The following is a 21,160-nucleotide window of genomic DNA, read 5'->3' on the forward strand; positions in this document are numbered from 1 at the left end:
CGAGGCGCCTCATGAAACACCTGCTGATCGTGGCCCATGCGCCTTCCGACAACACCCGCCGCCTGCGCGACGCGGCAGCGCGCGGCGCCCGCCATGCGGATATCGCCGATGTCAGCGTAACCCTCAAGGCACCCCTCGACGCCGGGCCCGAGGATGTCCACCACTGCGATGCCATTCTGCTCGGCACCACCGAAAACCTGGGCTACATGAGCGGTGCCCTCAAGGACTTCTTCGACCGCAGCTACTACGCCGTCCTCGAGGAAAAGCGTGGGCTGCCCTGCGCCTTGTACATTCGCGCCGGCCGGGACGGCACCGGCACGCAGCGCGCCGTGGAAGGCATCGTCACCGGCCTGGGCTGGAAATGGGCCCAGGCACCGCTGATCTGCCAGGGCGAGTGGCAGGCGGACTTCGAGGATCAGGTGGAAGAACTCGGCATGGCGCTCGCCGCCGGACTCGAGGCGGGAATTCTGTAAGGTGCGTCCCTTTACGTCAGGATGGCAAGCGACCCGGAGGATCGTCCCTCCGGGTCGCTTCCTCCTTATCTGCGAGCTACTGCTCACAGTGACTGCTCGCGCAGGACGTCGCCATCTTTCGTCCGGATTCGCATACGCAAAGGCTCCATGGACATCTCGGCGTTGCGCTGGACATCGATCGTCTGAATATCGTAATCCAGATGCAACTCCACCGACCGGTCGACCAGCTTGTCGAGCAGGGCCTCGGCCTGGTCGGGTGGCATGGCAAGGCGCTCCGGAAGCGACTCATGGACCGACGGGAGAGAGCGTCTATAGGCGCGCAGCACGCCGAACCCCGGGAAGCGGGCACGCCGGTAAGTGAGTGCAAAGGCCTCGGCACCGAAATCATAGCGCCCCAGGGTGGCCGGCAAGACCTCGGTGATGGCAATCGGCAACGGCGGTGCCTCGCGTACCATGGCCGGCACCAGCTCATCGAAGACATGGCGTCGCAGCCGACGTGCCTCGAACTCACTTCCTGCCATGAAGCCATCGAAACTATCGCAGTCTTTCTCCGTGCGCTCCGTGCGGGCGGCATAGCAGCCCAGGTACTGCTCTCCCAGATCCTCCTTGACCAGGTCCTTGAGCAAGTAGCCCAGCGGCCTCTGCATGGACTCGCTGCTCAGGCCCTGCAGGCCAGCCGCCATGAGGTAGGCGACGGCATCATGATCGTCGGGGGAAAAGTCCAGTCGCCCGGCCTCATTGAAGGTCAGGTCCAAGTCGCGCAGGACGCTGGCTGAGCTGCCATCGGCCTCGGCACTTGACGTCGCCGACGCCAGGCTTTGCGCCGCCTCTTCCGACGACTGCACAAGGTCCCCACGCAAGGACTCCAGGGTCTTGCCGTCCGCTTCATCCCCCAGCACATACTCGATCTCCTGAACCGTCGCCTGCCATCCGGCACTGGCCTGGTCGAGGGATCCCTCGATGGCGATGTGCAACTGAAAACGAGCTTCATCGCCCCCACTCAGTTGGGTCACTTTCTCGCGGAACGCTTCGGCATGGGTGGGTGGCACGGCAAAGCGATGCTCGTATTCTGCCACCTCCAGCCGACGCGCGCCCGACAACAGCCGACTCACGCCCGACACCAGAGAAACGCGCTTCTCTTTATACAGCCCCCTGACCCAGAGCTCGAAGCTTTCCTGATCAAAATCATATTCTCCCACCCCACCGACCAGGACATATTCGTACTGCACCCGGGGCCCCGGCGCCTCGGCCAAAAAGGCCTGGACCGCGGGGGAGTCTCGAAATTGCTGGATCCTGCGTTTGCGTTCGAATTCGTTGGCGCCTCGCCACCAGGAGAAACGTCCATCCCCCTTGCTTTCGAACACCACCCCCGGGTTGGGGTCGAACAACATCAGAGCTTTCCATTCTGCGTCCGCGTAGGACATGCATCCCGGCTGCCCCGATTGCATCTCCTGGGTGCTGCAGAGGTAATCTCGCGTATCCTGGCGATCCAGGTGTTGCCAGGCAATATACAGCAGGTTCTCCTGCTGGCTATCCGCACCCTCCGCATGCGCCAGATAGGCGTGATACATGCGCGACTGGAGGCGCTCGAGCTTTTCGATCTCCCGCCTCTCCTCTTCCGAGTGGGGCGTGTCATCGAAGGGGTAGGTCAGGATGACTCGTCCGCCCTCGCGCTGCACCGCCGAGGCGCTGACCTCCCGGGATTGCCCCGCCTCCGGAGACACGGCATCCGTCACTGCCCGGGTATCGCGAGACTCGGACGTAGCGGCAGGCGTCGTGCGAAGCTCGGCTTCCCGCGCACGCATAGCGGTTGCCAGACACCCGGAGTCCTCTCCGCAGCGATTGCGTTCTTGGATCCAGTCACGTTGTCGTTGACGCAGCGATGACCGGTCGGAAGATCCGGACAGGCGTGCCTGGTAGGCGTCATTAACCTGGATATCCAGCCTCGCCAGCTCCCCGGAGCCACAGATGGCATGCTCGGCGGCGGCCCTAGCTTGGCGGCAATCGAAGCTAGGCGACTGAGCGCTTGCTGGGGCGGATTGTGCCCGCTCCGGCCGGTTCTGCAGCGCATCCTGCAGCGCCAGCGCCAGGCTGGCGGAAGGCTGGCCGGTCCGGCGCACTCCCTGATCCGCCTGGAAGGCCCGGATCGCCGTGGCGGTCTTTCTTCCCATCAGGCCGTCGACAGGCCCGGCGTTGTAGCCCAGCTGGTTGAGCATTTCCTGCAGACGCGACACTGTCTGTCGGGAAGGTAGTGTCGTGGTGGTGGAGGCAGGACCTTGCGCCGCTTCGGGGTCGGCGCCTGCTCTGGAAGGTGATGCGGTGTGTGCTGTGTTGGAGTGGCCGGAAGATGGCGAGGACGCTGACTGTTCGGCACGTCGCTGCTGCGCCTGTTGTTCGTGTTCGCGTCGTCGACGCTCGGCTTCCTCCCGGCTGGTTTGCTGATCCTCGAGAATCGCCCGACCAACGTCCTCGACGATGCCTCGCAGCAAGTCATTCTGTGCCTGGGCAAGCGGAGCCGCGAGCAGCAGGCACAGGCAGCCACAGCAGAATTTCTTGTTGTTCATGGTGGCCTCCCGCACTTCTGGAGTGCTGAGTCGTGATACATTACCTCCTCTTCGGCGTCATCCTGCTTGACTGAGTATTCTGATTCCCGTACCGCAGCTTGAGAGCCAGCGCCACCTATCCCACGCCAGCCCGCGCTCAGTTCCACTGCTTACCTGGTCAGGCTAGTCGATTTTTCGCTTCCCCGACCGCCTTTTCGGTCCGCCGCCCCCTCGCTGCTCAGGCAGGCGAATCCGCGGTGTCGCCAGCGTGGCCACGGATACAAAAACGGCGCCCTCGAAGGGCGCCGCTGGCGAGCATCTCTGTCAGAAAGGCAATTCAGCGCAGGCGTTCGAACACCGTGGCCACGCCCTGCCCCATGCCGATGCACATGGTGGCAAGCCCCAGCGAGGTGCGCTGTTCCTGCATCACATTGAGCAGCGTGGTGCAGATGCGCGACCCGGAGCAGCCCAGCGGGTGACCCAGGGCGATGGCACCGCCATGCAGGTTGACGGCTTCATCCATGCGGTCCTTCAGCCCCAGGTCCTTGAGAACCGGCAGCGACTGGGCGGCGAAGGCTTCATTGAGCTCGACGGTCTGGATGTCGTCGATCGTCAGTCCCGCCGCCTTGAGCGCCTTCTTCGACGCCGGCACCGGCCCATAGCCCATGATCGAGGCATCACAGCCCGCCACGCCGGTGGACAGGACCCGGGCGATGGGCTCCAGGCCGAGCGCACTGGCGCGCTCGGCGCTCATGACCGCCATGCCGCTGGCACCCACGGAAAGCGCCGAGGAGGTGCCAGCCGTCACGGTACCGTTGCGCGGGTCGAACGCCGGCTTGAGCCCGGCCATGGATTCCATGCTCGCGTCCTCGCGGATGACCTCGTCGCGATCGACGCGCACGCGGAACCCCTGGTCGTCGTGGCCTTCGATGCCGATGATCTCATTGTCGAAGCCGCCATTCTGCTGGGCGGCATGCGCGCGCTGATGCGAACGCACGCCGAAGGCATCCTGGTCCTCCCGCGAAATGCCATGCATCTTGCCCAGCAGTTCGGCGGTGAGGCCCATCATCATGGCAGCCTTGGCGGCATGCTTGCTGGCCGCCGGATTGACATCCACGCCATGGGTCATCGGCACATGCTCCATGTGCTCGACCCCGCCGATGATGTAGAAGTCGCCCATGCCGGCGCGGATGTTGGCCGTCGCAATATGCAACGCACTCATCGAGGAGCCGCACAGACGGTTGACCGTCTGGGCCGGCACCGTGCGCGGAATGCCGGTCATGATCGCCGCGTTGCGGGCGATGTTCATGGCCTGCTCCAGGGTCTGGTTGACGCAGCCCCAGATGACATCATCGACTTCAGCGGGGTCGAGCTTCGGATTGCGCTCGAACAGCGACTGCATGACACCGGCCGACAGGTTCTCGGCACGCACGTGACGAAAGGCGCCGCCCTTGGCCTTGGCCATGGCCGTGCGCACGCCGTCCACGATCACGATATCTCTCGGATTCAGACTCATCGAATGGTTTCTCCCCGACACTTGATAAGGCAAGTGGTGAATAGCACGTGAATCAGGCCTCGGCGGCCTCCTGATAGAAACGCTCGCCGTTGCGTGCCATCTCGCGCAGCTTGTCGGTCGGCGCATACAGCGCCCCGAGCTCGGCCGCCAGCTCGTCGGCCTGGGCGACGAAGGCCTCGAGCCCCATGGCATCGATATAGCGCAGGGCGCCACCGCGGAACGGCGGGAAGCCGATGCCATAGATCAATGCCATGTCGGCCTCGGCCGGCGTACCGACGATGTTGTCCTCGAGGCAGCGCACCGCTTCCAGGCATAACGGCGTCATCATTCGCGCGATGATGTCGTCGTCGGAGAAGTCGCGACCCGACTCGGCGACGCTTTTGACCAGTTCGATGGCCGTCGCGTCACTGGTCTTCTGCGGCTTGCCTTTCCTGTCCTCTTCATAGGCATAGAAGCCCTTGGCGTTCTTCTGCCCCAGGCGGTCATTGTCGAACATCACCTGAATGGCGCTCTGCGGTCGGCCGTCATCGCCGCCACCGCCCAGGCTGCCCATGCGCTCCGGGAAGCCTTCGGCCATGACGTCGCCGGCATGCACGGCGGTGTCCATGCCCACTACGTCGAGCAGGTAGGCCGGCCCCATGGGCCAGCCGAACTTTTCCATGACCTTGTCGACGCGCTGAAAGTCCGCGCCGGCGGCGATCAGTTGACTGAAGCCGCCGAAGTACGGGAACAGCACCCGATTGACCAGAAAGCCGGGGCAGTCGTTGACCACGATCGGCGTCTTGCCCATCTGGCGCGCATAGGCCACGGTCGCGGCAACCGCGGCATCGGAGGTCTTCTCGCCACGAATGACCTCGACCAGCGGCATGCGATGCACCGGATTGAAGAAGTGCATGCCGCAGAAGTTCTCGGGCCGCTTCAGGTTCTCGGCCAGGCGTGTGATCGAGATGGTCGAGGTATTGGAAGTGAGGATGGCATCTTCACTCACGTACTCCTCGACCTCGGCCAGCACCGCGCCCTTGACCTTGGGGTTCTCGACCACGGCCTCGACCACCAGGTCGACATGGCCGAAGTCACCATAGCTCAGGGTCGGGCGGATATTGCCGAGCCGCTCGGCCACCTGCTCGCTGGAGAGCTTGCCGCGCTCCAGCTGCTTGCCGAAGAGCTTGCGAGCCTCCTTGAGTCCCAGCTCGATCGCCTCTTCCTTGATGTCCTTCATCAGGATGGGCGTGCCCTTCGACGCGCTCTGGTAGGCAATGCCACCGCCCATGATGCCGGCCCCGAGCACACCGGCCTGATTGACGGGCGCGGACTGCCTGGCGTACTGGCTGCCCTTCTTCTTGACCACCTGGTCATTGAGGAAGAGCCCCACCAGGTTGTAGCAGACATCGGTCAGCGCCAGCCTGGCGAAGGCACTGGCCTCGATCGCCTGAGCCCGCGCACGTTCTTCGCCGGCACCCTTCTGGATGACCTTGATGGCCTCGATGGGTGCCGGGTAATGGGGCCCGGCCTTGCCGGCGACATAACCCTTGGCGGTCTCGAAGGCCATCATCTGCTCGATGGCATCCAGTTTCAGCGGCCCCTGCTTCTCGGCACGCCGAGCCTGATAGTCGAGCTCGCCCTGTCCGGCTCGGCTGAGGATATCGCGGGCGGCGTCCTCCAGGGACTCGGCCGGCACCACGGCGTCGACCGCACCGACTGCGAGGCAGTCATCGGCGCGGTTCTCGCTGCCCCCGGAGATCCACTCGATGGCGTTGTCCGCGCCGATGAGCCGCGGTAGACGCACACAGCCTCCCCAGCCGGGCAGGATGCCGAGCTTGGTCTCAGGCAGGCCGAGCTTGGCCTGGTCGCTCATGACGCGAAAATCGGTGGCCAGGGTCACTTCACAGCCACCGCCCAGGGCCAGGCCATTGATGGCACTGACCGTCGGGAACGGCAGGTCCTCGAGACCATTGAAGATCCCGTGAACCCGCTCGAGCATGGCCTGAATCTCGTCTTCACCCTTGGCGAACATGCCATGAAACTCGGTAATGTCAGCCCCGACGATGAAGGCATCCTTGGCACTGGTCAGTATCAGCCCACTGATATCCGACTCACCGCGCAGCGCTTCCAACGCCTCGCCCAGTTCCTGGACGACGGCGCCGGACAGCGTGTTGACCGACTCGTCCTTCAGATCGAAGGTCAGGGTCGCGATGCCCTGATCATCACGCGCCAACGAGATGGCATTGCCTTGATAGATCATCCACGAATCTCCGTGCAGGAATTCATACGGCCGTTTGATTTCTGACAGCTTGGGGTACCGCCGAGTCTACGTCAAGCCTCGGCCCTGTAATGTCGACAGCAACGCCCCCGACGCGTGCCACAAGCTGATAAGATACGCCCATGTCACCGAATCGTCCCCCCGAGCCAGCGGGCCGGACCGACCCTCGAACGCCGGCAGGGGCCTCGCGCCTGGGCGTCTGGGAAGCCCGCATTGAACGGCTCACCGAAAAGATCCGCCCCTGGAGCTGGCTGTGGCCACCGGTCGCCTTCCTGGCCGGCGCCGGCAGCTTCTTCCTCGTCGAGCGGCAACAGTGGCTGGGCGCCACGCTGGCCCTGGGCATGCTGCTGACCTGGTGTCTGCTGCTATCCGAGAGCCTGATCGGGCGCTTTCTGTCGCGCCGCGGCTATCCGACATTGCCGCGCGGCGTGACCACCTTCATTGCCCAGATGGTGCACCAGGAGACTCTGTTCTTCACCTTGCCGTTTCTCCTCGCGACCACGGTGTGGTCCAGCGGCCAGGCCGTCTTCACCCTGGCCATGGCAGCACTGGCGCTGTTGTCGGTACTCGACCCTCTCTACTATAGACTCGCCGAGCACAAACGCAGCCTCTACTTCGCCTTTCATGCTCAGTGCGTCTTCCTGGTGGTGCTGGTCAGCCTGCCCACCCTACTGCACCTGACCACGGGGCAGAGCCTGCTGCTGGCACTGGCAGCGACCGTGATCTTCAGTCTGCCCAGCCTGATGCACCTGCTGCGCCCCATGACCGTGCAACGCTGGCTGCTCATGCTGGCGCTGCTGCCGCTGCTGGCCGGCATCGCCTGGACCGGCCGCGTCTGGGTACCACCGGCCAGCCTGTGGATCTCGGGTAGCGCCCTGTCACCGGCCTTCGATGTCGAGGCACGCACTCCCCGGGGCAGCCTGCAACTGACCCCCGATGCTCTCTCCCGTCAGGGGCTCTACGCCTATACGGCGATTCATGCGCCCCGCGGGCTGCGCGAGGAAGTTGTGCACGAGTGGCGCCACCAGGGCGAGCTGATCGACCGCATTCCGCTGGAGATTCAGGGTGGCCGTGCCGAGGGTTACCGCGCCTGGACGCACAAGCGCAACTTTCCCCAGGACAGCGCGGGACGCTGGCGTATCGACGTCATGACGGCCAGTGGCCAGCGCATCGGCGTCTTGCGTTTCAACGTTGCGACCGACGCGGATAGCGCCACCCGGGCCGATGGCCGCATCAGCTCGCCTCCCGGCCTGCCGGGGCTGAACATCCGCGGCCTGATCGCCGACCCCGAGTCACAGCCATCGGCCGAGAGTCAAAATAACGTTGAACAGCATTCGCGACCGTCAGGAAAGGGCAATAGTTAACGGACTATCGGGTTGCATTCCACGCTGCGGCTTCGGACAATCCAGACAGGTTTTTCAGACGTAGATGCGCTATGCAACAAAATATCGGCTTCCAACTCGCGCGCGTGCCACGCCTGTGGCGCGCCGTCATCGATCAGCGCCTGGCCCCGGAAGGCCTGACGCAGACACGCTGGGTCACGCTCTATCATCTATGGCGGATGGGCAGCGACCAGGCACAGTGCGATCTGGCGAGGGCCATCGGCGTCGAAGCGCCCTCGCTGGTCCGCACCCTGGACCAGCTTTCCGAGCAGGGGCTGATCGAACGCCGCCCCTGTGGCCAGGATCGGCGCGCCAAGCGTATCTTCCTGACCGACAAGGCCACGCCGCTGCTGGAACGCATTGATGCGGTCGTCTCGCAGGCACGCAAGGAGATGCTCGCCGGCCTCGACGACGACGAAGTCGAGCAACTGATCGACCTGCTGTCACGCATCGAGGCCAACGGGTTGGCCATACAGGAGCGCGAAGAGGCCTAACTGCCCGCCGATGGAGCCCTGGGCGCCCGCAGACGCGAATGGGCGCCCGGGTAGTCCGGCCGCCCCGCCAGTTCCTTCGCCAGATCGGTCATGCCTGCCTCGAGACGCGTGAACGCCTCCCTGGACAGCGATTCATCCCACCACAGGGTCAGGCAGGCGGCACTGGACTCGACCACGACCGCATCCTCCGGCAACGTCTCCAGCAGTGTCGCAAGCTGGTTCGAGGCGTCCCCCGGCAAGTCGCGCAGCGGTTCCACGCGCCAGCGCCAGCCCGGCTGACACGCCTTGAGCGATTCACTGGCCAGGGCCTCGCGTACCACCAGGAAGTCGGGCCCCGGCTGTTGGGGCGGATAACGCCAGCGGTAGGCGGGCAGTGTCTCGCCGCCATCATGCAGCGGCGACGACTCGATGCGTACCGCCACGCCCAGCTCACGCGCATGCTCGCGGAGCCCCATCACGCGTTGCTGTCGCCGGCTGGGGCGCAGCCACATGGCCGGAGCGAACACCAGTCCCACCACGGCAAGAATCATCAACCAGAGCATTGGCCTTCCTGTACGTCGCGACAACCTTCCGGTGCCAGTGCCGAGTGGCCCGGTGTTGATGCAAGTCGTTGTCTTGTCACCTTCGGCATCCTAAAGTAGAAGACAGATACCAACTGCCGTTGGACACCGCTGCGGAGACTGCAACATGAGCAACGAATATCGTCATGTCCTGGTCGCTGTCGACCTGACCAAGGATTCCAAGAAAGTCCTGAAGCGTGCGCTGCACATCGCCGACCGCAACCAGGCCAGGCTTTCCATCATGCACACCCTGGAGCCGCTCGGCTTCGCCTACGGCGGCGATATCCCCATGGATCTCACCAGCATCCAGGATCAGCTCGATGAGCATGCCAAGCAGCGCCTGGCCGAGATTGCCGACCCCTATGTGCCCAGCGAGAACCAGCACGTCATGGTCGGCATGCCGGATACCGAGATTCATCGCTTCGCCGAGGACCAGCAGGTCGACCTGATCGTCGTCGGCTCGCACGGTCGCCATGGCTTCGCCCTGCTGCTCGGCTCGACCTCCACCGGCGTGCTCCACGGCGCCAAGTGCGACGTTCTGGCCGTGCGCGTGGGCACCGGTGACGATGGCGAGGATAGCGCCGAATAGCTCCGGCGCCCTCGCCCTGCCCCCCCCGCCCCATGTCGTGGGCCGGGGGTGTCAGGGCTACTCGCCGGCCGCCATGGCCTCGAGCTCCATCCAGCGCTCCATGGCCGTATCCAGCTCGGCCTGCTTGTCGTTGAGCGCCTGCAGGGTCTCGCTGACCGTATCGGATGCCTGTTGATAGAAGGCCGGGTCGCCCACCTGACGCTCGAATTCCGCCACCTCATTCTCGAGGCGTTCGATCTCGGCGGGCAGGCCTTCCAGTTCGCGTTGCAGCTTGTAGGACAGCTTGGCCCGCCTGGGCTCCGCCGACCGTGACGGCGTGGCCGGGGTCGACGCTGCCTTGCGCGAGCCACCGGCGTCACCGGCGGATACCGGCTCGGCATGCTGGCGCGCCGCTCCTTCCCAGGGGGCCGGCGGCAGACTGCCGCCCTGACGCACCCAGTCGCTGTAGCCACCGACGTACTCGCGCACTTTACCGGCCCCTTCGAAGGCCACCACGCTGGTCACCACGTTGTCCATGAAGGCCCGGTCATGGGAGACCAGCAGCAGTGTGCCGTCGAAGCTCAACAGCAGTTCCTCGAGCAGCTCCAGGGTCTCGACGTCCAGGTCATTGGTCGGTTCGTCGAGAACCAGCACATTGGCCGGCTGAGTGAACAGCCGCGCCAGCAGCAGGCGGTTGGACTCACCGCCCGACAGCGCCTTCACCGGCTGACGAGCGCGATCGGGCGTGAACAGGAAGTCCTGCAGGTAGCTCATGACATGGCGGTCGCGTCCCCCCACCTCGACCCGGTCACTGCCCAGGGCCACGTTTTCGTAGACCGTCTTCTCCGGCTCGAGGCCAGCGCGCAGCTGGTCGAAATAGGCCACCTGCAGCTTGGTGCCGACACGCACCCTGCCCTCGGTGGGCTCCAGTTCGCCGAGCAGGATCTTCAGCAATGTCGTCTTGCCGGCCCCGTTGCGGCCGATGAAGCCGATGCGGTCACCGCGCTGGATCTCGATGTTCAGATTGTCGATGATGACGTCATCGCCGAAGCGCTGCGTCACCTGCTCGAGTTCGACCACCCGCTTGCCGCTGCGCTCGCCGGTGTCCACGGACAGATTGGCACGCCCCTGACGCTCGCGGCGCTCACTGCGCTCGCGACGCATCTGCTCGAGCGCCCGGACGCGGCCCTCGTTGCGCGTGCGCCGGGCCTTGATGCCCTGCCGAATCCAGGATTCCTCCTGAGCCAGTTTCTTGTCGAACTCGGCATTCTCGCGCGCCTCGACTTCCAGCTCGTGGGTCTTCTGCTCCTGATACCTGGCGTAATCGCCGGGATAGCGACCCAACCGTCCGCGATCCAGCTCGAGGATCGCCGTGGCCAGCCGCGACAGGAAGGCCCGGTCGTGGGTAATGAACAGCACGGCGCCATTGAAGGCCGAAAGCTGCTCTTCCAGCCAGGCGATGGTGTCCAGGTCGAGGTGGTTGGTGGGCTCATCGAGCAGCAGCAGGTCGGGCTCGGCGACCAGGGCACGCGCCAGCGCCACACGCCGCCGCCAGCCACCCGAAAGGCCTGACATCTCGGCGTCTTCCGGCAGCCCCAGGCGCGTCAGCACCACGTCGATGCGCTGATGGAAGGACCAGCCATCGATGGCCTCGATACGACTCTGCAGCTTCGCCATGCGCGACATGTCGGGGTCGTCGGCCTGTATCAGATGGTGATACTCCGACAACAGCTCACCGGCCTCGGGCAACCCCTGAGCGACCACATCGAAGATGGTCGCACCCGTGGCATCGGGCAGATCCTGGGCCAGGACCCCGATCTTCAGGCCAGGGGCTCGCCAGATATCGCCGCTGTCCGGCGTGATCTCGCCCGATACCAGTTTGAGCAGGGTCGACTTGCCGGTACCGTTGCGGCCTACCAGCGCCAGGCGCTCTCCCTTCTCCAGCACCAGCTCGGCGTCATCGAGCAGTACCTGGTTGCCGTAGGCCAGTTGCAGCCGTTCCAGACGTAACAGCGTCACTCAAACACCTCCAGATTCATCAAGTCGCCCAGTGTAACGCATGACCGCCCCGACGTGGCCCCATCCCATCGACGACAGGTACAATACGCGATCGTTGTAGAGGAGGACGCCGCCTTGGCCGAGACGACCGACACTCAGGACACTGGCCTGCCCGAGGCATTGAGGTTCCGCTCACCGGCCCCGCTGGTGGATATCGGGGCCAACCTGACCCATGACAGCTTCGCCCGCGACCTGCCGGCGACGCTGCAGCGCGCCCGTGAAGCCGGCGTCGACACCCTGATCCTGACCGGCACGGACCTGGCGCATGCCGAACAGGCCTCGGCCATGGCCCGCGAACATGCGGGACTGTATGCCACCGCGGGTCTGCACCCGCATGCCGCCAGTGAGTGGTCCAGCGCCATGGAAGCCGGGATGCGCGAACTGCAGCGCCGCCCCGAGGTCGTCGCGGTCGGTGAGTGCGGGCTGGACTTCAACCGCAACTTCTCGACCCCGGCCGAGCAGGAACGCGCCTTGGAAGCCCAGCTCGGCCTCGCCGCCGAGAGCGGCTTGCCGCTGTTTCTGCATGAGCGGGATGCCGGGGAGCGCCTTCACCAGATCCTGCACGCCTGGCGCGATGATATCAGCCGGGCCGTGGTCCATTGCTTTACCGGCGAGCAGCGCTCGCTCCACCGCTATCTGGACCTGGACCTGCACATCGGACTGACCGGCTGGCTGTGCGATGAGCGGCGCGGCCACCATCTGCGCGACCTGGTGCGCGACATCCCCCTCGAGCGCCTGATGGTCGAGACCGACTGCCCCTACCTGCTGCCACGCAACCTGCCTGCCAAGCTCAAGGGCAGGCGCCATGAACCGGCCCTGCTGCCCTGGATCGTCCGCGAAATCGCCCATTGGCGCGGCAACTCGGAAGCCGAAATGGCAGCGGCCACTACCACCACGGCTCAGCGCTTCTTTCAGCTGGAAGCGCAAGGCACCCCGACCCGCCCCTCGAAGGAGGGACATTGATCATGACGGACATGCCTGCATTCATCGCCATCGAGACCGGCAACGACGGCGAACTGCCCCTCTCGATTGCCTGGACCCTGCCGGATGGACGCGTCAAGCACACCCTGATTCAGCCGGACAATGACTGGCTCGAGGACGAGCTGGTGGCCCTGGGCGAATACAGTCTGGAAGAATTGAACAGTCTGGGCGTGAGTCCGCTGGACGTGATTCGCGAGCTCGAGACCGACCACTTCAACGGCACGCTGTACACGGCCGGCGTCGGCTATGATGAAGCCGCCCTGTCGCGCCTCTTCCATACCTACGGCATGGATCCCTTTGTCGAACTCGCCCCGGCCGAAAGCCTTTACCCGAACCTGGCGCCCGGCGAATGGTACCGCGCGCGCGGCGAGCTGTTCAGCGAGCTGGGGCTGGAGCCCATGCGGCCCGAGGAAGAGATCCAGGTCATGCTCGCCCTGCATCTACGGGTCCAGCAGGATGACGTCTGAGGGGGCTCACACGGCTTCGGCCGCTTCCGCGAGGCAGTTCAGTCCGGCGGCGATCGCTGCCTGACGACTGCCGGCCTGTTGATAGAAGGTCATCAGGGCCTCATGCAGTGCCCTCGCCCGCAACGGCAGCCCTTCCGTCGCGTAGCGTGCGGCCCGGGCCTCGACCCGGGCCCGGAAGGCATCACGATCGACGTCGGCCTGGCCGCCGAGGTTGTCGACACTGACATTGAACGGCAGGCCGCAGGCCCGGCTGAACAGCAGCTCCAGGGCCTGGGGCGCCACCTCCACCGACTCGAACTCGCGTTGCTGCTCGGCATCCCGGCCATCCGGCTGATACCAGTAGCCATAATCCTCCCACTGGCGTCGACGCGCGCCCGCGATGCACCAGTGGCTGATCTCGTGCAGGGCACTGGCATAAAAGCCATGGGCGAAGATCACCCGATGCCAGGGGCTGGACGCATCCGCCGGCAGGTAGAGGGGCTCGTCCTCTCCCCGCACCAGCCGAGTCTGGTAGCCGGGCATGAAGAGGCCATCGAACAGGGCGATGATGTCATCGAGATGATGCGTCACAAGGGCTCCAGAACACGACTCGCGGAGAAAATCCGTCACCCAGTATAGCGACCCCGGAATGGCAGCGAAAACCGCCGAGCGCTGATAAACTGTGCGGCTTCCCCGGCAAGATGGCGCCCGGGCCCGTCCTCAGTTGCATGGAGCATCCACCGTGGTTCATTTCATACGCGACCTGCTCAGGGTGTCACGCCAGGACACCCTGCCGCTGATCCGGCTGGCACTGCCCATCTGCGGCGCCCAGCTTGCCCAGGCCGGGATGAGTGTCGTCGATGTAATGATGACCGGCCGACTCAGCGCCACGGACCTGGCGGCGGTGTCGGTCGGCTCCAGCCTGTGGATGCCGCTGATGCTCTTCATGACCGGCACGCTCATGGGGCTGACCCCGGTGGTGGCCCATCTGCTGGGAGGCGGGCAGCGGCACGCCATCCGTATCCAGGTGCATCAGGCCCTGTGGATCGGCTTTGCCCTGGGACTGCTCTCGGCAGTACTCCTGTGGACCACCGTGAGGCCGATCTTCGCGGTCATGGGCGTTCCGGATCAGGTCGCCGAACGTGCCGCGGCTTATCTCGCCGCCGTGGGCTTCGGCATGCCGGGGGTCGCCATCTTCCAGACACTGCGCTCGTTTTCCGATGGCATGAATCACACGCGCCCTGCGCTGTGGATCAGCCTGGTCGGCCTGGCCGTCAACATTCCCAGCAACTACCTCCTGATCTATGGTGGCGACGGCCTGACGGCCCTGCTCGGCGAGGGGCTGCCGGATGCCCTGCAGGCACTTCCTGCTCTGGGGGCAATGGGTTGCGGCATCGCCACGGCGCTGTCCATGTGGCTGATGGGCCTGGCCATGGCCTTCTACACCCGACTCAGCCGTGCCTATGGCGATGTCGAACTCTGGTGCCAGCCGGCACCGCCGCGCTGGCGGCTGATCGCGGAACTCCTGCATGTCGGCGTGCCGATCGGGGTGGCGATCTTCGTCGAGGTCACCCTCTTTACCCTGATCGCCCTGTTCATCGCCAGCCTCGGGGAAGTCACCGTGGCCGCTCACCAGGTGGCACTCAACTACACCAGCCTGCTGTTCATGCTGCCACTGTCACTGGGCATGGCGCTGACGGTCAGGGTCGGCAACACGCTCGGCCAGGGCCGTCCGCAACGGGCGCGCCTGATTGCCTGGAACGGCATCCTGATCGCCTTCCTGGTCGCCCTGCTCAACTGCCTGATACTCTGGTCCACGGCAAGCTCGGTGGTGGCGCTATACACCCATGATGCGGCCGTCCAGCAGCTGACGCTGTCGCTGATCGGCCTGGCCATGATCTTTCAGGTCTCGGACTCCCTGCAGGTCGGCCTGGCCGGCGCCTTGCGCGGCTACAAGGACACCCGGGTGATCATGCTGATCACCCTGCTGGCCTACTGGCTGGTGGGCCTGGGTGGCGGCCATCTGCTCGGCATGCATGGACTCTTCAATGCTGTTTCGCCCCTGGGCGTGCACGGCTACTGGATCGGGCTGATCGCCGGCCTGACCGTGGCCGCTGTCCTGTTGGGCGAGCGCCTGAGACGACGCAGCAAGGCGGTGGCCCTTGGTAAAGAAGATATCCCGCAGACGGACTGATCGCCGCACGACGCCCTGGCGGCTCCTGCTCGTGGTGCTCTGTTGCACCTGGCTGGCAGGCTGCGGCCAGGGAGCCGCCGAGCAGCGCCTGCAACACTATCAACAGCGCCTCGCCGAGGCACTGGACGTCGCATCGCCGCCAACTACCACGCCGCGCAATATCGGGCGCTTTCCCGAGCGTCAGGCACGCCGCTTCTCCCTGCCGGATATCCGCGAGGGCCTGACCGACATCTATGCGCTGCGCGACTGTCACATCAGCAACCTGGTGGCCAGGCGCAACAATCAGCTGGGCAAGGTGGCCGCCCCCAGCCAGCGCTGGCTGTATGAACTCGAGCTGTGGCGACGGCTGCACGCCTGCCAGGACACCTCGATCCCCGAGTCGCTGGATGCCGAGGACCGCCAGCGTCTCGACCGGCTGACGCGCCTGAAGACGGAGCACCTGCCTCGGGCCAGCTGGAATGCGCTGTTCGACTCCAGCGAATGGGTCGACAGTTTCTCACGCGCCAGTTCACCGCTGCCGCCCGCGGCGCTGCCGGCCGTGGACACCCAGCTGCCCGCACTGAATTACCTGCGCACGGCCGCACAACATCAGCTCGATCCGGACTGGACCACCGACTCCACCACCCTGGAAGGCCACCTCAACACCCTGCGCCAACGCCCGCTGACCGCCGAAATCCTGCGTGCCCTGCTGCTGGTCGAGCAACGCCTCGCGGAGGCCTCGTCACTGCTTGACCGGGCCCTGGCCCGCCCCACTGTCTGCTCCGCCGAGCTGCCCGACATGGCTCCCCTGGCAGAATGGCTGACGCGCCTCGACCGGCAGGCCAGCCGCTGGCTGAGCGCCCTTGGCGACCTGATCGACGCACACCCGCCCACGCCACCGGCGGCCGTGGCCGCCTATCGCCACGCCTGGCTGTCACTCGAGAACCCGCAGGCCCCGCTGCCCTCGATGCGTGCGGCGCGGGCACATCATCGCGAGCTGCGCCGCGCGTATGCCGAGCAGTGCCGTTGACCCCCTGCATGCATGGCGGATGCCAGGTGACGTGATGCCTCCGTGCGTCCCGGGGGCTTAACGCGGTCATGACTCTGTGCTATTGATGAAACATGGAGAGACGTTAGCGCAGCCGACCGATCACGCAGCAGGAGGGACGTTATGGGTATCCCGATGTCACCCCGCCCCGCCCAGGTCATCGACCTGGAAACCATGCGCCAACGCCAGGCGGCCAGGCGGCGCCTGATTCGCCTCTCACCCGAACTGGACGGCCTGGAAATGGTCTACCAGCTGCCCGCGGAGCCCGGCACCTACTACGGCATGCCGTTGCTCGCCTGGGGGCTCAGGGAAGACGGCCGGGTCGTCGGCCTGGTGCCGTGGATGGAGCAGCTCACGCCCTGCCAGCAGCTCGATGACCCCGAGCATGGCCATTTCATCGGCTATCGTGACCCGGAAACCGAGGAGCTGTTCGAACAAGCGCCCGAGCACAAGGTGCTCGAGCTCGAGCAGGCCGCGGCCTACTTCGAGTATGAAGCCACGCACGAGCCCACGCTGATTCAGCAACTGCCGGATACCCAGGGTACCCATGCCCTGTGCATGGATCAGGACGACATGCCCTGGCAGCTCAAGCAGGTCTTCGGCTGGCGGCTCTACAGTGATGGCGGCGTGGAGGCCCTGCTGGCCGACGAGACGCAGATCGAGAGCACACCCATTCTGCCCGGCGACCCCTGCCTTTACACCGGCCACAGCCGCCATCGGATGGTGTACTTCTTCCAGCGCCAGATCGCCAACCGGATTCGCCAGGAAGACCCCGCCACCCTGGAGGCCCTGGCGCTGATGGTCATGCCGGAAGAGGAGTAGCATCCGGGTATGGGGCGCCGGATTCAGCCCAGGCGAATGAAGTAGAGGTACTGGTCCGCCCGTTCGCACTGATGAATCAGCTCGTGGCCCAGAAATCCGCAGAACTTGGGCACGTCGCGCGTCGTGGCCGGATCCGTGGCGACCACCTTGAGCACCTCGCCGGCCTGCATGTCGCGCACCTTGTTGTGCATCAACATGATCGGCTCGGGACAGTACAGCCCCGTTGTGTCCAATTCCGCATGACAGTCAGGCAAGGAATCCGCAGAATCATTCATCGATAACCTCATCGTGTCGCAACACACCGTGTCGAAAGGAAAACAGGGAGACTGGCTGGATGATCAAGGTCATTATCGAACGTCGCATCATGCCCGGCCTCGAGGAAGAGTACGAGGAAGCTGCCCGCGAGGCCATACGCCAGTCACTCGGCGCCACCGGTTTTGTCAGTGGCGAGACACTGGTCGAGCAGGGCTACAGCGATCGCCGTCTGGTGATCACCAAGTGGCGGGACCTGCGTGCCTGGAAGGACTGGGCCAACAGCGAGCAACGCGCCAGAGCCATGCAGCGCCTGCAGCCATTGCTCACGGAAGCGGAACGCATCCGCATCTACGAGCCGAGTTACTGACGTTCGGCCCACGACGGACGTCAGGGCGACTCAGTCGATGAGCCGCACGTGCACCGTCACTTCTTCCCGATCATGGTAGAGGTGGCGGCAGCTCAGTTCAGCCTTCACGCCGGCACGCTCGAGCGATGCCGACAAACGTGCCAGCCCGTCGGACACCGTCTGCCAGCGTTGTTTCATGGGCAGCTTCAGATTGAACACTGCCTCGCGACACCAACGGTGTATCAGCCAGCGCTCGACCATGCTGATCACTCGGGACGGCTTGTCGACGATATCACAGACCAGCCAGTCGAGACGCGCCGGAGGCGTCCACACGAAGCCATCCTCGCGCAAGTGTTCGACCAGGCCGGTAGCCATCAGATCCGCGTTCATCGGGCCATTGTCGATGGCAAAGACCTGCATGCCCCGCTGCACCAGCTGCCAGGTCCAGCCTCCCGGTGCCGCGCCCAGGTCGGCCGCCTGCATGCCATCACTCAAGCGAGCGGCCCACTGAGCGGCCGGCACGAACTCGTGCCACGCCTCCTCGAGCTTGAGCGTCGAACGGCTGGGGGCTCGCGAAGGTGAGCGCAGACGACGAATGCCACCCAGCTGCTCGCTGCGATTTCCCGGAAAACTCATGCCCAGCTGCACGCGATCCCCATCGCTCCACAGCAAGTGCAGACGGCGTCCGCCCGCCTTGCGGCGCAGTACGCCGGCCTTGCGCAGCTGGCCTTCCAGGGGACGCTTCAACGACTTGATCAACCCGGCCAGTGCCTTGGCCTCATTGGTATCCGGCGTCTCCTGCCATACAGACTCGGCACTCCAGCCACTGTCACGCACCTGCTCGATGATCGCACTCAAGCGATCCGACCGATCCAGCTGCAAGGGCGGCAATGCCACCAGACTCTGTCGGGCAAAGACCAGAGCGGCCAGAGGCAGGGCGCGATGAAGTGCATTGGCAGGCTCACCCGGCGGCATGACGAAACGCACATGCCCCGCATCCTGCTGGCAGTATGGTGATCCAGCAAAACCACTGTGCTCTGCCTTCTCCATCACCTCCGCTGCCAGATCGGCCTCGAAACCGGGCCGGCAGTAAAGCAGCAGCTCGTTGGGAACATTCCGGGGCGGGACAGGGTTCGACACGGCGGTTCCTCTGCTCAATACCAGCTTGCGCCTCCATCATCCGCCGAGGCGCGGCCTGAACGTGGTAAAGCCGTTATCCTAACAGGTCGAGCGCCGCCAGCACGACGCTCGATGCCGGGTTTACTGACTTGCGCTGGCGCCGCGCGGGCTACCCAGCAGCCCTTGCTCGAGGGCCATGGCCCTGGCCGCCTGCGGCCCGGTCCAAAGCGATGGCAGCAACACCAGCGAAACCGGAATCGCCGTGATGACGATAAACTGCTGCAATGCATCAATCTGGCCCGAGCCCATGTACAGCAGGATGGCCGCCATCAGCGACATGGTGATTCCCCAGAAGGCACGCACCAGCCGGCTCGGCTGATCATGCCCGGAACATACCACCGAGATGGCATAGCTCATCGAGTCCCCGGTGGTGGCCACGAAAATGGTCGTCAGCACCAGAATCGCCACGGCCATCATGGTGCCTCCCGGCAGGGCCTGAGCCACGGTCAGGGTCGCCACGTTGAACTCGAAGTTGTTCAAGGCTTCGGCCAGCTCGATGGCCCCTGTCAGCTGATAGTGGATCCCCGACCCACCCAGCAGCGTGAACCAGACCGTCGTGGCGATCGGCGCCATCACCGCGACCGCCAGGATCATCTGGCGAATGGTGCGACCACGCGAAATGCGCGCCACGAAGATCGCCATCAACGGACCATAGCCGATGAACCAGGCAAAGAAGAAGACGGTCCACCACTGCATCCACCAGTCCGGTGCCGTCTGCGAGGTCATCGTCGCCATGCTGAAGAAGGAGGACAGGTACTCGCCGAAGCCCTGCGTATAGGCGTCCACCAGGAACAGCGTCGGCCCGCAGATGAAGATCACCAGCGCAATGGCCAGGGCCAGAAAGACATTGAAACGACTGAGCACCTGGATACCACGATGCACGCCTGTCAGCGCCGAAGTGACATAGACCACGCCCAGCACCACCAGAATACTCAACTGGGTGCCATATCCTTCCGGCAGGCCGAACAGGTCATGCAGGCCAAAGCTGACCTGCGTCGCCAGAAAGCCGATCGGCCCGACCGTGCCTGCGACGACGGCAATCACGCACACGGCATCGATGACACCACCCAGCGCGCCACTGACCAGGCGCTTGCCGAGCACCGGCATCAGCAGAGTACGCGGCTGCAAGGGGTGGCCTTCATCATAATGCGCCCGAGCCAGCACGACGGCAGTCAGGGAACCTAGTACAGCCCAGGCCAGGAACCCCCAGTGCATGAAGGACTGTGCCAGAGCACCGGCAATTGCCTCGGCCGTTCCCGCCTCGGTCGCGAATGCCGGCGGGGTCACGATGAAGTGATAGACAGGCTCACCCGCGGCGAAGAAGACCCCGCCCCCGGCCAGCAGGGTGCACATGATGATCGAAAGCCACTTGAAAGTGCTCAGCTCGGGATTCTCCAGCCTCCCTACCCTGGCGCTTGCCGCAGGAGTGAACGCCAGTCCCATGGCCACCACAAAGGTCAGCAACAGCAGCAGCTGGAAATAGCTCCCCAGGGTCTTGGCGGTCCAGGCGAAGCCGGTGGACACCCCTTGCGCCACCATCTCGATGTCATATATCGACAGGCCGATAAACGCCAGAATGAACCCCACGCTCAGAACAAGCACCAGCGGGTCGCCGAACTTGTGGGCAGGTCTTGTATCGTCAGTTTCCGTCATGCAGATCTCGTCGGTCAGGGTGTAGTCGGGAGGTGGCACACTGGCAAGGTCGCCATCCATGGCATGTGAATACGGTTCTCGGACGGCAGCATTCGAGCAACCGGCAGCAACAAATGGACGGGGTGCTCTCGAGATGCAGAAACACGCCCGGCTCATGTCTGGAATAGATGCCTGACGCCTCTGCGGCCACTGCGTGGCCTTGAGCCTGGGCTCGGGACGCCGCTACGCGGCTTTCCACCTCGCCCGTTCGCGCCTGACAAGGCTCTGCCTTGTCCGAGCGGCGCTCACCCTACGCTCGCATGGTAAGGCCAGGTCATCGTTCCGACACTCGAACAAAAAAAATCCCCCGGGAAGGCCCGGGGGATTTTTCATGTAAGTGCCTGACGATGACCTACTCTCGCAT

19 protein-coding genes are annotated in these 21,160 nt (G+C 64.8%); 10 read left to right on the top strand and 9 right to left on the bottom strand.

Going from position 1 to position 21,160, the window contains the following annotated elements; translation table 11 throughout:
• The first annotated feature begins 11 nt into the window (after positions 1-11).
• Entirely contained in the window at positions 12-473 is a 462-nt protein-coding gene (locus QWY79_RS13385) for a flavodoxin family protein (RefSeq protein ID WP_290273687.1), read from the top strand.
• A gap of 83 nt (positions 474-556) precedes the next feature.
• On the opposite strand, the gene QWY79_RS13390 is transcribed toward QWY79_RS13385, so the two are convergent.
• The 3 genes from QWY79_RS13390 to fadB all read right to left on the bottom strand — a co-directional run bounded on the left by QWY79_RS13390 (position 557) and on the right by fadB (position 6,774).
• A complete protein-coding gene (locus QWY79_RS13390; RefSeq protein WP_290273688.1) occupies positions 557-3,037 on the bottom strand; it encodes a peptidoglycan-binding protein in 2,481 nt (826 codons plus the stop codon).
• 316 nt (positions 3,038-3,353) lie between these two features.
• A complete protein-coding gene (gene fadA, locus QWY79_RS13395; RefSeq protein WP_141321243.1) occupies positions 3,354-4,532 on the bottom strand; it encodes an acetyl-CoA C-acyltransferase FadA in 1,179 nt (392 codons plus the stop codon).
• Positions 4,533-4,584: 52 nt separating this feature from the next.
• Positions 4,585-6,774 (bottom strand): fatty acid oxidation complex subunit alpha FadB, encoded by a 2,190-nt coding sequence (fadB, locus tag QWY79_RS13400; RefSeq protein WP_290273692.1) that lies wholly within the window; start codon positions 6,772-6,774, stop codon positions 4,585-4,587.
• A 140-nt stretch (positions 6,775-6,914) separates the two neighbouring features.
• On the opposite strand from fadB, the gene QWY79_RS13405 reads away from it, so the two are divergent.
• Both QWY79_RS13405 and slyA read left to right on the top strand, forming a co-directional pair.
• Entirely contained in the window at positions 6,915-8,156 is a 1,242-nt protein-coding gene (locus QWY79_RS13405) for a DUF5924 family protein (protein ID WP_290273696.1), read from the top strand.
• A 71-nt stretch (positions 8,157-8,227) separates the two neighbouring features.
• A complete protein-coding gene (gene slyA / locus QWY79_RS13410; protein WP_290273699.1) occupies positions 8,228-8,668 on the top strand; it encodes a transcriptional regulator SlyA in 441 nt (146 codons plus the stop codon).
• On the opposite strand, the gene QWY79_RS13415 is transcribed toward slyA, so the two are convergent.
• Positions 8,665-9,210 (bottom strand): preprotein translocase subunit YajC, encoded by a 546-nt coding sequence (locus tag QWY79_RS13415; protein ID WP_290273701.1) that lies wholly within the window; start codon positions 9,208-9,210, stop codon positions 8,665-8,667. The two genes, slyA and QWY79_RS13415, sit on opposite strands and share 4 nt — an antisense overlap.
• A gap of 145 nt (positions 9,211-9,355) precedes the next feature.
• Here QWY79_RS13415 and QWY79_RS13420 point away from each other — a divergent pair, with 145 nt between their 5' ends.
• On the top strand, positions 9,356-9,817 hold the full coding sequence (locus QWY79_RS13420) for a universal stress protein (protein ID WP_141321253.1): 462 nt from the start codon (positions 9,356-9,358) through the stop codon (positions 9,815-9,817).
• Positions 9,818-9,874: 57 nt separating this feature from the next.
• Here QWY79_RS13420 and QWY79_RS13425 read toward each other — a convergent pair whose 3' ends face one another.
• Positions 9,875-11,815: an ATP-binding cassette domain-containing protein gene (locus QWY79_RS13425; RefSeq protein WP_290273706.1), complete on the bottom strand. Its 1,941-nt coding sequence runs from the start codon at positions 11,813-11,815 to the stop codon at positions 9,875-9,877.
• A gap of 114 nt (positions 11,816-11,929) precedes the next feature.
• Between QWY79_RS13425 and QWY79_RS13430 the strand changes: the two genes are divergently transcribed.
• Together QWY79_RS13430 and QWY79_RS13435 are read left to right on the top strand one after the other, a co-directional pair.
• Complete coding sequence (locus QWY79_RS13430) at positions 11,930-12,817, top strand: TatD family hydrolase (RefSeq protein ID WP_290273708.1); 888 nt, start codon at positions 11,930-11,932, stop codon at positions 12,815-12,817.
• Positions 12,818-12,819: 2 nt separating this feature from the next.
• On the top strand, positions 12,820-13,302 hold the full coding sequence (locus tag QWY79_RS13435; protein ID WP_290273710.1) for a hypothetical protein: 483 nt from the start codon (positions 12,820-12,822) through the stop codon (positions 13,300-13,302).
• A 6-nt stretch (positions 13,303-13,308) separates the two neighbouring features.
• On the opposite strand, the gene QWY79_RS13440 is transcribed toward QWY79_RS13435, so the two are convergent.
• Positions 13,309-13,872: an elongation factor P hydroxylase gene (locus QWY79_RS13440; RefSeq protein ID WP_290273712.1), complete on the bottom strand. Its 564-nt coding sequence runs from the start codon at positions 13,870-13,872 to the stop codon at positions 13,309-13,311.
• 151 nt (positions 13,873-14,023) lie between these two features.
• Here QWY79_RS13440 and QWY79_RS13445 point away from each other — a divergent pair, with 151 nt between their 5' ends.
• The 3 genes from QWY79_RS13445 (at position 14,024) to QWY79_RS13455 (ending at position 17,324) form a co-directional block, all read left to right on the top strand.
• Positions 14,024-15,475: an MATE family efflux transporter gene (locus QWY79_RS13445; RefSeq protein WP_290273714.1), complete on the top strand. Its 1,452-nt coding sequence runs from the start codon at positions 14,024-14,026 to the stop codon at positions 15,473-15,475.
• 31 nt (positions 15,476-15,506) lie between these two features.
• Positions 15,507-16,484, top strand: a complete 978-nt coding sequence (locus QWY79_RS13450) for a DUF3080 family protein (protein ID WP_290273719.1) — start codon at positions 15,507-15,509, stop codon at positions 16,482-16,484.
• Between the two features lie 141 nt (positions 16,485-16,625).
• Positions 16,626-17,324, top strand: coding sequence for a hypothetical protein (locus QWY79_RS13455; protein ID WP_290273722.1), 699 nt, complete (start codon positions 16,626-16,628; stop codon positions 17,322-17,324).
• A gap of 23 nt (positions 17,325-17,347) precedes the next feature.
• Here QWY79_RS13455 and tusA read toward each other — a convergent pair whose 3' ends face one another.
• Positions 17,348-17,599 carry a sulfurtransferase TusA gene (gene tusA, locus QWY79_RS13460; RefSeq protein WP_290273724.1) on the bottom strand — a complete coding sequence of 84 codons (252 nt, stop codon included), beginning with the start codon at positions 17,597-17,599 and terminating at the stop codon, positions 17,348-17,350.
• Between the two features lie 59 nt (positions 17,600-17,658).
• Here tusA and QWY79_RS13465 point away from each other — a divergent pair, with 59 nt between their 5' ends.
• A complete protein-coding gene (locus QWY79_RS13465) occupies positions 17,659-17,946 on the top strand; it encodes an antibiotic biosynthesis monooxygenase family protein (RefSeq protein WP_141321269.1) in 288 nt (95 codons plus the stop codon).
• 30 nt (positions 17,947-17,976) lie between these two features.
• On the opposite strand, the gene rlmM is transcribed toward QWY79_RS13465, so the two are convergent.
• Both rlmM and QWY79_RS13475 read right to left on the bottom strand, forming a co-directional pair.
• Positions 17,977-19,065, bottom strand: coding sequence for a 23S rRNA (cytidine(2498)-2'-O)-methyltransferase RlmM (gene rlmM, locus QWY79_RS13470; RefSeq protein ID WP_141321271.1), 1,089 nt, complete (start codon positions 19,063-19,065; stop codon positions 17,977-17,979).
• Between the two features lie 120 nt (positions 19,066-19,185).
• A complete protein-coding gene (locus tag QWY79_RS13475; RefSeq protein WP_290273729.1) occupies positions 19,186-20,757 on the bottom strand; it encodes a BCCT family transporter in 1,572 nt (523 codons plus the stop codon).
• Between the last annotated feature and the right edge of the window lie 403 nt (positions 20,758-21,160).

The organism is Halomonas sabkhae (assembly GCF_030409265.1).
Taxonomy (GTDB): Bacteria; Pseudomonadota; Gammaproteobacteria; order Pseudomonadales; family Halomonadaceae; genus Halomonas; species Halomonas halmophila.